Origin of the sequence: Pseudomonas sp. RIT-PI-q, assembly GCF_001297125.1 — a bacterium.
In the GTDB taxonomy this organism is placed as follows: domain Bacteria; phylum Pseudomonadota; class Gammaproteobacteria; order Pseudomonadales; family Pseudomonadaceae; genus Aquipseudomonas.
Genome location: NZ_LHPC01000017.1, coordinates 64,233 through 79,911, shown reverse-complemented (window position 1 = coordinate 79,911; position 15,679 = coordinate 64,233). Strand labels below are relative to the sequence as shown.

The 15,679-nt window shown below is 60.4% G+C and carries 11 protein-coding genes; 8 read left to right on the top strand and 3 right to left on the bottom strand.

Annotation, left to right across the window (positions count from 1 at the left end):
* Positions 1 to 114: 114 nt before the first annotated feature.
* From AEQ67_RS36555 to AEQ67_RS04210, 5 genes are all read left to right on the top strand, one after another.
* Positions 115 to 2,298: a LuxR C-terminal-related transcriptional regulator gene (locus tag AEQ67_RS36555; protein WP_059402639.1), complete on the top strand. Its 2,184-nt coding sequence runs from the start codon at positions 115 to 117 to the stop codon at positions 2,296 to 2,298.
* 175 nt (positions 2,299 to 2,473) lie between these two features.
* A complete protein-coding gene (locus AEQ67_RS04225; RefSeq protein ID WP_059402638.1) occupies positions 2,474 to 3,826 on the top strand; it encodes a coniferyl aldehyde dehydrogenase in 1,353 nt (450 codons plus the stop codon).
* A gap of 29 nt (positions 3,827 to 3,855) precedes the next feature.
* Entirely contained in the window at positions 3,856 to 4,941 is a 1,086-nt protein-coding gene (locus AEQ67_RS04220) for a Zn-dependent alcohol dehydrogenase (RefSeq protein ID WP_059402637.1), read from the top strand.
* A gap of 171 nt (positions 4,942 to 5,112) precedes the next feature.
* Positions 5,113 to 6,306 carry an acyl-CoA dehydrogenase family protein gene (locus AEQ67_RS04215; protein WP_059402636.1) on the top strand — a complete coding sequence of 398 codons (1,194 nt, stop codon included), beginning with the start codon at positions 5,113 to 5,115 and terminating at the stop codon, positions 6,304 to 6,306.
* A gap of 12 nt (positions 6,307 to 6,318) precedes the next feature.
* Positions 6,319 to 7,461 (top strand): acyl-CoA dehydrogenase family protein, encoded by a 1,143-nt coding sequence (locus AEQ67_RS04210; protein ID WP_059402635.1) that lies wholly within the window; start codon positions 6,319 to 6,321, stop codon positions 7,459 to 7,461.
* An 8-nt stretch (positions 7,462 to 7,469) separates the two neighbouring features.
* On the opposite strand, the gene scpA is transcribed toward AEQ67_RS04210, so the two are convergent.
* From scpA to AEQ67_RS04195, 3 genes are all read right to left on the bottom strand, one after another.
* Positions 7,470 to 9,566 carry a methylmalonyl-CoA mutase gene (gene scpA / locus AEQ67_RS04205; protein ID WP_059402634.1) on the bottom strand — a complete coding sequence of 699 codons (2,097 nt, stop codon included), beginning with the start codon at positions 9,564 to 9,566 and terminating at the stop codon, positions 7,470 to 7,472.
* Positions 9,563 to 10,417 carry a Pnap_2097 family protein gene (locus tag AEQ67_RS04200; protein WP_063854411.1) on the bottom strand — a complete coding sequence of 285 codons (855 nt, stop codon included), beginning with the start codon at positions 10,415 to 10,417 and terminating at the stop codon, positions 9,563 to 9,565. Before AEQ67_RS04200 ends, scpA begins: the two co-directional genes overlap by 4 nt.
* A 426-nt stretch (positions 10,418 to 10,843) precedes the next feature.
* Positions 10,844 to 12,745 carry a sigma 54-interacting transcriptional regulator gene (locus AEQ67_RS04195; RefSeq protein ID WP_059402919.1) on the bottom strand — a complete coding sequence of 634 codons (1,902 nt, stop codon included), beginning with the start codon at positions 12,743 to 12,745 and terminating at the stop codon, positions 10,844 to 10,846.
* A gap of 254 nt (positions 12,746 to 12,999) precedes the next feature.
* Between AEQ67_RS04195 and AEQ67_RS04190 the strand changes: the two genes are divergently transcribed.
* From AEQ67_RS04190 to AEQ67_RS04180, 3 genes are all read left to right on the top strand, one after another.
* Positions 13,000 to 13,482, top strand: coding sequence for an MSMEG_0572/Sll0783 family nitrogen starvation response protein (locus tag AEQ67_RS04190; RefSeq protein ID WP_025859346.1), 483 nt, complete (start codon positions 13,000 to 13,002; stop codon positions 13,480 to 13,482).
* 136 nt (positions 13,483 to 13,618) lie between these two features.
* Positions 13,619 to 14,596 (top strand): Nit6803 family nitrilase, encoded by a 978-nt coding sequence (locus AEQ67_RS04185; protein WP_059402632.1) that lies wholly within the window; start codon positions 13,619 to 13,621, stop codon positions 14,594 to 14,596.
* Entirely contained in the window at positions 14,583 to 15,665 is a 1,083-nt protein-coding gene (locus tag AEQ67_RS04180) for an MSMEG_0568 family radical SAM protein (RefSeq protein ID WP_059402631.1), read from the top strand. Before AEQ67_RS04185 ends, AEQ67_RS04180 begins: the two co-directional genes overlap by 14 nt.
* Positions 15,666 to 15,679 lie beyond the last annotated feature (14 nt).

The following is a 15,679-nucleotide window of genomic DNA, read 5'->3' as shown; positions in this document are numbered from 1 at the left end:
ACGCCCTGTTCGCAGGGCGTTGTGCGTTTCAGAGGGCCACCACCTGATGCGGGTGGCGCATTCACCGTTGGCTCGCTCAATGATGGCATCCTCACACTACCCGCGAGGTCCATCATGTTTGTGCCACGGCCGCATCTGTGCGACGTACTCAAGCGCGAGCAACGCCGCTTGCAATTGCTTTGTGCGCCTGCGGGTTACGGAAAAACGGTGTTGCTGCGTGAGTATTTGCGCGGTGACGCGGTATGGCTGAGTCTGGGCGGACAGGCGCAGACGCTGGGTGGATTGAGCGTTAGGCTGGCTGATGCGTTGGGGCTGGCGTCTGATACTGCGCCCGATGCATTGTTGAGGTTTTTCGGCTTGAGGGGTGTGGTGACTGGACCAGCGTCTTCGCTGGCAAGCCAGCTCCTACGGGGGAATGCGCGTAACTGTAGGAGCTGGCTTGCCAGCGAAGAGTCCCTTCCAGGCAACGTATATTCAAACCTTCGCCTCGTCTTCGACGACTTGCCATCCGAAATGCCGGCAGACCTGAACCACTGGTTCGACCAACTCCTGGCCCTCGAGAACCCACACCTGCAAGTGCTGGTCACCTGCCGCCAGCGCCCGGACTGGAACCTGCCGGATCTGATGCTCACCGGCAATTTGCTGGAACTGGATGCCCGGCAACTGGCGCTGCGCCCCGACGAGTTCGAGTCGCTGGTCAACGGGCTGGCGCCGCAAACCGATAGCGCCTCACGGGAAAAACTGTGGCACGAGACGGGCGGGTGGTGCGCGGGTGTGCGCCTGCTGCCATCAGCGTTACTCGGCCAATACCTTGAACGTGAGCTGTTGTCGCGCCTGAGCAAAGAGCAGCGGGAAGTGCTCTATGGACTGGCGCATTTGTCCAAGGCCAGCGCTGAACTCTGCGATCAACTCTGGGAAGGACAGCAGGGCGCGCGGGTGTTCAAGCGCTTGCTCGACAGCCAGGCCTTTCTCTTCCCGATCGACAACCAGCCCGGCTGGTTCCGGTTGCTGCCCGCGGTGGCGCAGGCCCTGCAAGACCGGTTGAGCGGTGTAGCGTTGAATCGGCTGCGCTTGCGCGCCTGTCAGTTGCTCGGTGTGCTGGGGCATGTCGATGATGCGGTCGAGCAGGCGCTCAGTGCCGATCAACCCGAAGTCGCAGCGACCTACATGGAGCGGTTGTGGCTGAGCTGGATTCTGAGCGAGCGGCATCTGGACCGGTTCATGGACTGGCGTGAACGCATTGAACCGCAGCTGCTACAAAGCAGTTCGCGCTTGATCTATTTGTGCGCCAAGGCGTTGTTGTTCAGCGGTCGACTGGATGAGGCCGAGGAATGCCTGCAACGCCTCGGGCACTTCCTGCCGTTGCCTGATCCGCAACGCGGTCAGCGTCTGCTGGCGAACTGGCAGGCGCTGTACGGCACCTTGCAGGCGTTGCGCGGTAACGCCGAACAGGCGCGACTGCATTGTCACGCAGCCCTGCGTTATCTGACGGTTCGGGATTGGCTTTCGGTGTTGCTGTGCCATTGCACACTGGCGCGCATCGCCATGAACACTGGCGAGCTGACCGAGGCGCACGTGCTGTTGGAGCATTCGCTGGAGCTTGCCCGGCGTCGGGGCAGCCGTGAAGCCGAGGTGTTGGTCAACACTGACCGGGTGCGGTTGATGATGCTCCAGGGACAACCGGGTCTGGCGCAAGCGTTGTTGCGCACGGAGCTTGCGCAACTGACTGTCAGCCGAACCCGGCCTTATCCGTTGCTCGGTCGGCTGCTGTTCCTGCAAGGCGAGTTGTTGTTGCAACAAGGCAACATGATTGAAGCCGGGCAGGTCGTGCAGGACGGGCTTTTGCAAGTGCGCGACTGCAGCGCGCCGTTCGTGCTGAATGCCTATCTGCTGTTGTCCGAGATGGCCTCGCGTAACGGTGACATCGAAAAGGCTCATTGGCTGTTGTACGAAGCCGAGCGGCGCATGCACTGGGGCAAGATCGACAGCGCTTGCTACGAGCGTCCGATCGCGCTGCAAAAAGCCCGAATTGTGGCGCGTGAACAACCCGATGACACTGATAAAACCGTGCTTTCGCCCGTCGCAGGTGTGCCGGATTACCAGGATGGTTTGACTCCCCGCGAAGTGTCGGTGCTCAAGTTGCTGGCCGAAGGCATGTCGGTGCGCGAGGTCGGCCATCGCCTGTTTATTTCGGTGAATACCGTCAAGACCCACGCCAAGAACATCAACGTCAAGCTCGGGGCCTGCCGTCGCACCCAGGCCATTAATAGCGCCAAGGCAATGGGCATTCTTGCCTGAAAACGCATCGTTTGCCGCCGCCACCTGATCCGGGTGGCGGCAGCGCACGAGTGATGGTCAACCATGCAGTCAGTCCCCACACATCGCTGCCTGCTGGACATGTGTGAATTCGCTTCCCACCCATGCGATTTCACCTTGTGGCGGCCGCGGTCAGACAAAAACAAGAGAGGTAGCGATGAGCGCCATCGAGAGCTCGACGAGCTGTGACATCCGCACAATCCTGGAAAAACAGAGGGCGGCCTTCCTGGCCAGCGAACCCTATACCGTCGAGCAACGCTGTGAATTGCTCGACCGGGCGATCAGCCTGCTGGTCAACCATGAACAGGAAATCATCGATGCCCTGACGGCCGACTTCGGCCATCGCAGCCCGGGATTCTCGAAGGGCAGTGAAGTGCTTTCGCCGTTGGCGACGCTGAAGCAGACCAAGGCCGAACTCGCCGAATGGATGCGCCCCGAAACACGTCAGGCCAGAACTGGCGAGGCCTGGGTTGAGTATCAGCCGCTCGGCGTGGTGGGCATCGTGACCGCCTGGAACGTGCCCGGCTACATGCTGTTCAGCGGACTCGCCGGTGCCCTGGCCGCCGGCAACCGGGTGATGATCAAACCCTCGGAGTTCAACCCGCACACCTCGGCGTTGATCGCCCGGCTGATCCGCTCGGTCTACGCCGAAGAGGAAGTGGCGGTGGTCCTGGGTGGCGCTGACGTCGGCCAAGCATTTTGCGGCCAACCGTTCGACCATCTGCTGTTCACCGGCGCCACCAGCATCGGCAAACACGTGCTTCGCGCAGCGGCGGAAAACCTGGTGCCGGTGACCCTGGAATTGGGCGGAAAATCCCCGACGATCATTTCCCGCACGGCCGACTTCAAGGACGCGGTGGCGAAAGTCGTCATCGGCAAGTTGCTCAATGCCGGTCAGCTGTGCGTGGCACCCGACTATGTGTTCGTGCCGCAGGAGTCGGTGGAGGCGTTCATTGGTATCGCCAAAGCAGTGGTTGCACGGTTTTTACCGACCCTCAAGGACAACCCCGACTACACCTCGATCATCAATGCCCGGCATTTCGAGCGTTTGCAGGGCCACCTGAGTGAAGCGCGCAACGCCGGTGTCGAGCTGATTGAGCTGAACCCGGCCGGTGAGGATTTCACAGACGTGGCGCACAACAAGATCGTGCCGACCCTGTTGTGCAATCCCGGCGACGATCTTCAGGTGATGCAGGACGAGATTTTTGGCCCGCTGCTGCCGATCAAGCCCTACGAAACCCTGAGTGAAGTGATCGCATTCATCAACGCGCGCCCACGGCCGCTGGCGCTGTATTACTTCGGCAACGACGCCGCCGAAGAAGCGTTGGTCCTCAATCGAACCTGTTCCGGCGGCGTGACCCTCAACGGTGTCATGAGCCATGCCAGCACCGAGGGCCTGCCATTCGGCGGCGTCGGCCAGAGCGGCATGGGTGCCTACCATGGCATCGACGGTTTCCGCACCTTCAGTCATGCCAAAGCGGTGCTGCGCATCGCGGCTAACCCGACCTGAACCTCCACTTCATTCTTGAGAGAACTGCCATGAAAGCTGCCGTATTCCATCAGGTTGGAGCCCCGCTGGTCATTGAAGAAGTGGGCATCAGCAAGCCGGGTCCGCGTGAAGTGCTGATCCGCACCAAAGCCGTCGGCGTCTGCCATTCCGATTTGCATGTGATCGATGGTTCGTTCCCGTATCCGGGCCCGTTGGTGCTCGGCCACGAAGCGGCCGGCGTGGTCGAGCAGGTCGGCTCCGAAGTGCGTTCGGTCAAGCCCGGCGATCATGTGGTCACCTGCCTCACCGTGTTCTGCGGCCATTGCGATCACTGCGTGACCGGCCATCTGGCGCGCTGCGTGTCGCCGGAAACCAAGCGCGGCAAGGATGAAGAGTCGCGCCTGACTTACGTGCAAAAGCCGATACCGCAATTCGTCAACCTGTCCGGTTTTGCCGAACAGATGCTGGTGCACGAAAACGCCTGTGTCGCGATTCGCCGTGACATGCCGCTGGACCGCGCCGCGCTGCTGGGTTGCGCCGTCACCACCGGCACTGGCGCAGTGTTCAATACCGCCAAAGTGCGTCCGGGCGAGACCGTGGCCGTGATCGGCTGCGGCGGAATCGGTCTGGCCGCCATCAACGGCGCGGCGCTGGCCGGGGCAGGGCGGATCATCGCCATCGACATGCTCGATTCGAAACTGCAATTGGCCCGGCAATTCGGCGCCACCGATGTAATCAACGGCAAGGACGGTGACGCTGCCAAGCAAGTGCTGGAGCTGACCCGGGGCGGAGTGCATCACGCTTTCGAATGCATCGGCCTCAAGCAGACCGCCGAGCAGGCCTTCGCCATGCTCGCGCGCGGCGGCACCGCCACCGTGATCGGGATGCTCAAGCCTGGCCTGAAAATCGAGGTCGACCCGTTGCAGTTGCTGCACGAGCGGCGCATTCAGGGCTCGTTGATGGGGTCCAACCGCTTCCCGGTCGACATGCCGCGCCTGGTGGATTTCTACATGACCGGCAAGCTCAAGCTCGACGAGATGATTTCCCAACGCATCAAGCTCGAACAGATCAACGAGGCGTTCGACGAGCTACGCCGTGGTGAACTGGCCCGCTCGGTAATCATCTTCGACGAATAAACCCACGCGTTTTTTTCGATATCCCTGTAGGAGCTGTCGAGTGAAACGAGGCTGCGATCTTTGCTTTTAACGATCAAAAGATCGCAGCCTCGTTTCACTCGACAGCTCCTACAAAAAGGGGTGTTGCGTTATTCGAATTAGGGCACACCCAAGCGTATTTGGAGTTGATTGATGGACATTAAATTCACGCCGGACGAGTTGGCGTTTCGCGAAGACGTGCGCACGTTTCTTCGTGATCACCTGCCGGGCGAGTTCGCCGAGCGTATTGCGCTGGGCAAGCGTTTGAGCAAAGAGCACCAGGTGCAGTGGATGCAGACGTTGAACCGACAAGGCTGGTTGGCCCCGGGCTGGCCGGTCGAGTTCGGTGGCACCGGTTGGAGCGACGTGCAAAAGCACATTTTCGACGAGGAGTGTTTCGCTGCCGGCGCGCCGAAAGTGTCGTCCTTCGGGCTGAAAATGGTCGCCCCGGTGATCATCAAGTTCGGTACGGTCGAGCAGAAAGCGCACTTTCTGCCGCGCATCCTTACGTGTGAAGACTGGTGGTGCCAGGGCTATTCCGAGCCGGGCGCGGGTTCTGATCTTTCATCGTTGAAGACTCGCGCCGTGCGCGAGGGCGAGCACTACGTGGTCAACGGTCAAAAGACCTGGACCACCCTGGCGCACTTTGCCGACTGGATGTTCTGCCTGGTGCGCACCGACCCCGAGGCTCGACAGCAGCGCGGCATTTCCTTTTTGCTGATCGACATGCAGACGCCGGGCATCACCGTGCGCCCCATCATCACCCTCGACGGCGAGCATGAAGTCAACGAAGTGTTCTTCGACAACGTGCGCGTCCCGGTGGCGAACCTGGTCGGCCAGGAAAACCAGGGCTGGACCTGCGCCAAGTATTTGCTGACCCACGAGCGCACCAGTATTGGTGGGATTGCCCAGAACAAGGCGCTGCTCAGCCGTCTGAAACGCATCGCCAGCCAGGAACTGCGCGACGGTCGGCCATTGATCGAAGAGCCCCTGTTCCGGACGCAGATTGCCGAGGTCGAGATGCAATTGATGGCCGCCGAAATGAGCAGCCTGCGTACCCTGGCCGCGGCTCGCGACGGCGCTGCGCCGGGTGCGCAGAGCTCGTTCTTGAAAATCAAGGGCACCGAGATTCGTCAGGCAATTACCTACCTGATCAGCAAAGCCGTGGGACCTTACGCCCTGCCGTTCATTGAGGATGAGTTGGGTTACGGCAGTGAACCATTGCTCTATACCGACTACAGCAGCGCCGCCACCTACCAGTATCTGGATGCGCGCAAGGCTTCGATTTACGGCGGGGCCAACGAAATCCAGAAGAACATCATCGCCAAAATGATTCTCGAACTGTAAGGGGCACGCACCGTGGATTTCAAACTGACAGAAGAGCAGCTGATGCTGCAAGACACCGCCGCGCGGCTGGTGCGCGACACTTATGGTTTCGAGCAACGCGAGCAGTTCGGCCAAAGTGAACACGGCTTCAGCCGTGCGTTCATGCAGCAGTTGGGTGAGCTCGGGCTATGCGCCGTGCCATTCGCCGAGACCTACGGTGGATTCGGCGGCAGCGGTGTGGAAACTCAGCTGATCATGACCGAATTGGGACGCGGCTTGTGCCTTGAGCCGTTCCTGCCTTCGGTGATTTTCGCCGGTGGTTTGGTCGCCCAATCGGGAACCGAGGCGCAAAAAGAAACGCTGCTGCCGCAACTGGGCAACGCCAGCCTGCAGATGGCGGTCGCGGTTGATGAACCGCAGAGTCATTACCAATTGCACGACGTACAAACCATCGCCGAACCGGTGACCGGCGGCTGGAAACTCAATGGCCGCAAGTCGGTGGTTGTCGGCGGCCAGAGTGCCGGGCTGATCCTCGTTTCGGCACGTACCAGCCATGGCGTTCGTGACGAGAAAGGCATCAGCCTGTTTCTGCTCGATCCGCGAGCGCGCGGGGTGCGCCGGCGCTCGTTCGCCACCATGGACGGGCGGATGGCCTGCGAGCTGTACCTGGAGGATGTGTTCGTCAACGCCAGTGCGGTACTCGGTGAAGTGGGGCGAGCCTTGCCTGCCTTGCAATACCAGCAAGGTCGCTGCATCGCCGCACAATGTGCCGAGGCCGTTGGCAGCATAGAAGCAGCCTGCAAGCTGACCCTCGATTACTTGAAGACGCGCAAACAGTTTGGCCAGCCGATCGGTAAATTCCAGGCGTTGCAGCACCGTATGGTCGATATGCGCATTGAACTGGATCAGGCCACTTCCATGAGCATGCTTGCGGCCTGCGTCGCTGATCAGCAAGACAGTGACGAGCGCAGCCGCGTCCTGGCCGCCGCCAAATTCATTGTCAGTCGCGCCAGCCGGTTTATTGCCGACCAAAGCATCCAGTTGCATGGCGGCATCGGCCTGACCTGGGAATATGTTCTGTCGCATCACGCCAAGCACCTGCTGATGGTCGCTCGCCAGTTCGGCGATGACGATCACCATTTGCAGGCTTATGCGAAGCTGCTGCACGTGGCCTGAGCCTGTTTTTAGCCGGGCTTCGCGGCCCGGTGACTGGCGGGGGCCCCCTGCAATTGAGCCGGGGTGAGCAGATCGACCAGCTGTTCGATGATTTCAATGACCTCCTGCCCCGGACCGAAACACGCCTTGATTCCCAGGCCCCGCAACTGGTTCGCATCGGCCTGCGGAATGATGCCTCCCACCACCACTGGAATGTCGAGCTCGCGCTTGTTCAACAGGCTCAACAATTCAGTGAGTAGTTCTTTATGCGCCCCGGCCAGACTCGACACCCCGATCAGGTCTACCGGGCGTTCGTCATCCAGGGATTGCAGTAACTGAATCGGCGTTTGAAACAGCGGCAGAAGGTGCACCTCGAAGCCGGCATCGGCCAACGCTGCGGCCATCAGCCGAATCCCTCGGTCATGGCCGTCCTGTCCCAGCTTGGTCAGTAGAATCCTCGGCGCTCGGCCATGGTCAGCGACGAAGGTCGAAAGGCGCGCACTCAGCGACGCCCAGCCCGGTTGCTCGCTGAGGGAGGGGCCGTAGTGACCTGCGCGAAAGTTCAGATCCTGCTTGAAACGCGGCCATACCTTTTCCAGTGCCTGGGTGCATTCGCCCAGTGTCGCCCGCGCCCTGATGGCTGCCACCGTCACTTCCAGCAGATTGCCCTGACCCGAGCGTGCGCATTCTGTGATCGAATCCAGAAGCGCTTCAACCCGAGCGGTGTCGCGCCTCAGTCGCAAGCGGCTCAGGCGTTGGCACTGGCGGGCACGCAGGGCCTGACTGTCGATGGCTGAGACCGCTTCTTGCGCTGCCTCGCTTGAAGTGACACGCCGTTGAGTTCCGCCATCAAGTCGGGCCTGGGTGGCCATGGCCTGGAGGTGGATGGTTTGGCTGATCCAGCCCGATTCTATCGACTGCAACACCCCGCCCTGGGTATCAATCTCCACCATCCGTTGACGAACCTGCGCGGCCATTTGTGCCGTCAGCGATTCCATCATGTAAGACCCTGCCCACGGGTCGACCACATCGCAGAGTCCGGTTTCCTGTTGAAGGATATGTTGAGTGTTGCTGGCCAATCTTGATGACGCCTTGCTGGGTAGCGTCAACGCTTCGTCCCAGGCATTGGTATGCAGGGACTGCGTACCGCCGAATACCGCGGCCATGGCCTGGACGGTGGTTCGCGTGACATTGTTGAGCGGGTCCTGGGCTGACAGCGACCAGCCTGATGTCTGGCAGTGCATGCGCAACGCCTGGCCTTTTTCACTCCGGATGCCCAGGGCCTGGGTGATTTCGGACCAGAGCAGGCGGGCCGCACGACACTTGGCGATTTCGCTGAAAAAGTCGCTGCCGATACCGAAAAAGAAGCTGATTCGTTCACAGAAGCGGTGCAGGTCGAGACCACTTTTTTGCACCTGCTCGGCATAGGTTCTGGCGTTGATCAGGGTCAGTGCCAGCTCCAGCACCGCGTCGGCACCGGCCTCCTGAAAGTGGTAACCGGACACCGAAATCGGGTTGAACCGCGGCACGTGTTCGTTCAGGTAGCCGATCACGTCCGTGGTGATGCGCATCGAGGGTTGCGGCGCAAAAATGTAGGTGTTGCGGACCGTGAACTCTTTGAGAATATCGTTCTGGATCGTGCCACTGAGCTGTTCCGGTGCGACGCCGGATTCTTCGGCGGCAACGATGAAGGCTGCCAGCACCGGCAGTACGGCGCCGTTCATGGTGAGCGACACCGAGATCTGGTCCAGGGCAATACCGTCCAGCAGTTCAGCCATGTCCTCGACGCTATCGATGGCGACACCGGTCTTGCCGACATCAGCCTGCCATTGCGGATCACTGGAGTCGTAGCCGCGATGGGTCGGCAAATCGAACGCCAGTGATAAACCCGTGGCGCCCTCGGCCAAGCGTTGCCGCAGGCGTTGGTTACTGGCGTCGGCACCGGCGAATCCGGTGTATTGGCGCACGGTCCAGGGTTTTTCCGGGTACATGCTCGAATAGGGGCCGCGTACAAACGGTGCTTTGCCGGGCAGGCTATGCAGGTGCTCAAGACCGTCCAGATCACTGCTGTGATACACCGGTTTCAGTCGCAGGCCTTCGGGCCGCCAGAGAGGAGGATGGCTCATGGTCGGCTGCAATTCGAAAGATGGATTTTGCGGGTGAACACGTCGGCCAGCTTGAAGTGGTCGCTGCGCCGATACACTTCACACCAGTGCAATTCTCGATGGCCTGGCTCGCCCATATGTAGCCTGAGCTGAAGGCTGTCGTTGATATTGAGGTTGCCGTAGAAGTGCAGCTCGCGCTGGCGGATGTGGCCGGGGCGACGCAAACCCGACAAGGCCCATTCCGCCCGCTCGACCATGGCCTGGAAGTTGGCGAAGTACAGGAGGTCGGCACCGTTGAAGTCGATGTCAGGGCAGGGTGTGAAATCAAACTCGAGCGCCGCCTCGGTGGATTGTCGGTCAATGCCGTAATGAGTGTGCCAGTCGCCGCTGCGGATTCGCCGGTTGTCGCCGTGCAGTTCTTGCAACACGTCCGGAAGCGCGGTTACGGGGGCCTGAGTGCCCCTAAGGCAAGCCTTGCTGACACTGCGATTGTCGCCCGGTACGTGACGGCTGACGAAAGTGGACAGTAACGCCAGTTGCCCCACGATACGGTCGCCAAGCCTGACCTCGTGTTCGCTGTAATGCCGCGCCTGCCCACCGCGACCGATGCGGGTGTGGATCTGGAACGCGCGATTCTCGATGATCGCTTCCAGCTTCAGATTCCAGGTTTTTACCGCGGTGAACGCGGCATAGGCGATGCGCCCTTGTTCATCGACGAAATCCGGCAGCGGCCGATTGTGCAGTTGGGCCAATGCGAGCCAATGTTGATGGCCGCACTCTTTCAGCAACCAGTTTTCCGACAGTCCGGTGAAGGCCAGGTTGGGCATCGAAGCCAGGTAGGTTTCTGAGCGCGAGGCGATGAATGTCGGCATGGTCGGTATCCGTCAGGCTGGTGTATTACCCGTAGCGAATGCCGTACCAGTTTGTTGCGGTTATTTATTTTTGCTTTAACTGTTTGATTTAAAACGTAAATATTGGTTATGCGATGTGTCATTGAAGGTGAAGCGACACTACGCAATTACGTAGAAACACGAATCTTCGTAGAAAGTTTCACGAAATTGCGTGCCCCTGTTTAACACCAAGCCCTAATACGGTCCTTGTAGCAGCTGTCGAGCTTGCGAGGCTGCGTTCGGCTGCGCAGCAGTCGTAAACCCTGCGCACTCGGTTTTCCTGATACACCGCGTTGCCTGATTTCACGACTGCTTCGCAGCCGATCGCAGCCTCGCAAGCTCGACAGCTCCTACAGGGCCGAACACAGGCTCGCAGGCTCGATAGCTGCTACAAGGGGTGTGTTGGGGCTATTCGTCCAGTTTGATTTCCAGGCGCTTGAATCTTGAAGCCAATGTCGTGGGTTTGAGGCCCAGCAGTTCGGCGGCGCCACCTTTGCCAAACAGTTTGCCGTCGGCGGCCTTGAGCGCGGCCTGCATGTTGTTGCGCTCCAGTTCGCGAATCTGTGCGTCAGTCATGATCGTCGACGAAGGAGAAGGCTGGTGAGGGACGGTGGTTTTAGGTTCATCGGGCAGGTCGAGGTTCAGGTCGGCGCCGTTCGAGGTGATCAGTGCGCGTTCAATGACGTTTTGCAGCTCGCGGATATTGCCCGGCCAGGAGTAGCTTTGCAGCCGCTCGATATCGCTGTTGCGCAGGCGCCGCCCGGGCATGTTCAGACGCTTGCCGGTCTGTTTGAGGAAGTGCGCCGCCAGAGGCGCGATATCCATCGGACGTTCACGCAACGCCGGCGACTGGATCGGGAAAACGTTGAGCCGGAAATACAGATCTTCACGAAAATGCTTAGCGGTGACTTCCTGGCGCAGATCGCGGTTGGTCGCGGCAATGATCCGCACATCGACCTTGCGCGTGCGTTCTTCGCCGACCCGTTCGAACTGGCCTTCCTGCAGAACTCGCAGCAGTTTGCTTTGCAGCTCCAGCGGAATTTCACCGATTTCATCGAGGAACAGCGTGCCGCCGTCGGCCAGTTCAAAGCGCCCGACGCGGTCTCGCACAGCACCGGTGAAGGCTCCGCGAATGTGCCCGAAGAACTCGCTTTCAAACAGTTCGGCAGGGATCGCTGCGCAGTTGACCCGGATCAGCGGGCTGGCATTGCGGCGGCTGGCCTGATGGATCGCGCGGGCGATCAACTCTTTGCCCGTGCCCGACTCGCCATTGATCAGCACGCTGGCATCGGTGGGGGCGACCACGTCGATCTGCCGGATGATTTTCAGGATCGGCTCGCTCTGACCGACGATCTCGCGGAAGTTGTGTTCGATATGGATCTCTTCCTGCCAGTAGGCGTTCTGCTCCTCCAGGCGGTCCTTGAGCACCTTGAGTTCATCGAGGGCATTTTGCAGTTGGTTTTCGGTGCTGCGCCGCTCGGTGATGTCGCGAAACACCACCACCGCGCCAACGATTCGACCGTCGGAAATCACCGGGGTGCTGGTGAATTCCACCGGGAACGAACTGCCGTCGCGGCGCCAGAACACTTCCTGACGGCCTTCATGAACCACGCCGTCGCGCACGGCTTTGTAGATCGGGCATTCTTCGACCGGGTAATGGCTGCCGTCGGCATGGGTGTGGTGGTGAATGCGATGGATGTTTTTGCCGATCATGTCCTGCGGTTCCCAGCCGAGCATGCGCGCGCCGGCCGGGTTGACGAAGGTGGCCAGGCCCTCGCTGTTGATGCTGTAGATGCCGTCGCCCACGGAACTGAGCAACAGTTGGTTATCGCGCTCGCTTTCCTGGAACAGGTTGAGGATGTTGCGCCACTCGATCAGCCCGCCGCGCATGGTGCGCTCGGTATGGGCCTGGTCACGCTGGTATTTCTCATGGCTCAGCTCGCGCATCACCAGAATCAACTGTTGCTCGCCCTTGATCTGCAAGGTGGTGGCGGAGATTTCCAGTTCGATGCGTTCGCCGCTCTTGCAGTTGCAGCTCAGCTCTTCGGTCCAGCCGCGACCTTTGTCCATGACCGCCTGGGTGAACACGATCAGGTCGGCCAATTGATGGCCGAACAGTTTGCTCACCGGCAGCTCCAGCAATTCCTGGCGCGGGTAACCGAGCAGCTTGCAGGCGGCAATATTCAGGTCGCCCAGGCGATCTGAAAACGGATTGAGCAGCGCGATGGCTTCGGCGCAATGCTCGAACACCATGTGCCGCGACGAATAGGCCAGGTCGGCCCAGCCGCTGAGAGAGTCTGTTTCGTTCATGGCTTCGTTCATTGCTACGAAATCTCGTGTTTGACCGCTACGAATATTCGTATTTCTACGGGAATGCGTGATTCACCGATAGCATCAGATACGCCATGTAAAAGCGGATCAGATGGCCATTCGTAATCTAATCAATTACTTAGCATTGCACAGAAAATAATTTATTTTCCTGGCACGGCGTTCGCTCTCTCTCCTGTCACCCGGCAGCCAACACAGGCTGGCGTTCAAGCACGAAGCAACTGGAGAGCGACACTATGCCAACCGTGGACATCCCCCATTACAAAGACGGCGACTTCCTGGTCAATTACGAAGAAAAAGTCTTCGAGGACGTCAAGGCCGAGCCTGGCGAAAAAGTCCTGATCACCTTCCACACCATCGCCTTCGAAGGCTCCATTGGCCTGGTCAATATGCTTCAGGCCAAGCGTCTGCTGCGTAAAGGCTTCGAAACCAAAATCCTGCTCTACGGGCCAGGTGTGCAACTGGGCGTGCAGCGCGGTTTCCCGACCCTGGGTGCCGAAGCGTTTCCCGGCCACCTGGCGGTGAACAAACAACTCATCCAGTTCATGGAAGAAGGCGGCGAGGTCTACGCCTGCCGTTTCGCCCTGCAAGCGTTGTACGGCCAGACCGAAAAAGCCCTGATCGAAGGGATTCGCCCGATCAACCCGCTGGACGTGATGGACCTGCGCCTGCTGATGCGCCGTGAAGGCGCGATGATCATCGATACCTGGACTGCCTGATTACCACCACCCTGTAGGAGCCGGCTTGCCGGCGAAGGCGGTGTGTCTGACACCCCGCGTCGCCCGCATCGCAGGCAAGCCAGCTCCCACAGGACCGTTGTCGATCTTGCCAACACTACTGACTTCAGGACTCTTCATGGCCATTATTCGCGCAGCCGCCGTACAGATCAGCCCGGTGCTTTACAGCCGCGAAGGCACCGTGGACAAGGTCTGCCAACAGATCATCGCCCTCGGTCGACAAGGCGTGCAGTTCGCCGTGTTCCCGGAAACGGTGGTGCCTTACTACCCGTACTTTTCGTTTGTGCAGCCGGCGTTTGCCATGGGCGCACAACACCTCAAATTGCTCGATCAATCGGTCACCGTGCCGTCCGCCGCCACCCTGGCGATTGGCGAGGCCTGCAAGCAAGCGGGGATGGTCGTCTCCATCGGCGTCAATGAGCGCGATGGCGGCACGATCTACAACGCGCAATTGCTCTTCGATGCCGACGGCAGCCTGATTCAGCATCGACGCAAAATCACCCCGACCTACCACGAGCGCATGGTCTGGGGGCAGGGCGATGGCTCCGGTCTGCGCGCCATTGACAGTGCCGTCGGACGCATCGGTTCGCTGGCCTGCTGGGAGCATTACAACCCGCTGGCCCGTTTTGCCTTGATGGCCGACGGTGAGCAGATTCACGCGGCGATGTTTCCCGGTTCCCTGGTGGGCGACATTTTCGCCGAGCAGATTGAAGTCACCATTCGCCATCACGCCTTGGAATCCGGCTGCTTCGTGGTCAACGCCACCGCATGGCTGGATGCCGATCAGCAGGGTCAGATCATGCAGGACACCGGTTGTGGCCTCGGCCCGATCTCGGGTGGCTGCTTCACTGCCATCGTCTCACCCGAGGGCAAATTGCTCGGTGAACCGCTGCGTTCCGGCGAAGGCGTGGTGATTGCCGACCTCGATCTGGCACTGATCGACAAGCGCAAACGGATGATGGATTCGGTCGGGCATTACAGCCGTCCGGAACTGCTCAGCCTGTTGATCGACCGCACACCCACGGCGCACGTGCATGAACGCAGCGCGCACGTTGTGGCGGTTGCCGCCGAGGAGCTCGATCATGCAAACCAATGAATTGCTCGCCGAGTTGCAATGCCATGGCGTGCGTTGGCCTGCGGCGCAAAACGGCTTGTCGCGCCAAGGTGGCGCCGGGCCTTCGGATCACAAGGCGCTGAGTGTTGGTAGCCGGACCATGATGGTGCCGATCCTCAATCAAGCGTCCCAGGGTTCACCCTATCAAGCGCAGCCCAGCGCCGATGGCAGCCAGGCGCTGATCTTTCGCGAAGGCTTGCAGGTCGGTCAGGTGCAGATGCCCGGCGTGCCGAAGTTCTATGGTTTGAGCACCGCTGACGGCATTCCCTATTGGAAAATCGCCACGCTGCACAGCAGCGATGTGCTCGCGACCACGGTGTTGCAGCACTGCATTCGTTTCAATGATCGCGGCAGTTCCTGCCAGTTCTGCGCCATCGGCCAGTCGCTGGCGGCGGGCAAGACCATTGCCCGCAAACGCCCGCAGCAATTGGCCGAAGTGGCGAAAGCCGCGGTGGAGCTCGACGGCGTCAAGCACATGGTGATGACCACCGGCACCCCGCAAACCCCGGACCGTGGTGCGGCGATTTTGTGTGAGTCCGCCGCGGCGGTGACGGCTGCGGTCGCTCTGCCGATCCAGGCGCAATGCGAGCCGCCAGACGATGATCGCTGGTTTCAACGCCTGGCGGACAGCGGCGTGGTGTCGCTCGGCATGCACCTGGAAGCGGTCACCGATGAAGTGCGCCAGCGAATCATGCCGGGTAAGGCCGAAGTGCCGCTGAGCCGCTATTTCGACGCCTTCAGTGCGGCGGTTGAAGTGTTCGGCCGGGGCCAGGTCAGCACCTACATCCTGGCCGGACTGGGGGACAGCGAAGCGGCGATCAGTGAGATGAGCGAGCGTTTGTGTGCGCTGGGTGTGTACCCGTTCGTGGTGCCCTTCGTGCCTATCGACGGCACGCCGCTGGCCAATCATCCGAAACCCGACAGCGCGATGATGGCCCGCCTGTATCCGCAGATCGGCGCCAGCCTGCGTCGTCACGGTTTGCACTCCGATCAGATCAACGCCGGCTGCGCCAAATGCGGCGCGTGCTCGGCCCTGAAAAGCTACGAATAAACCGGAGAATGTCC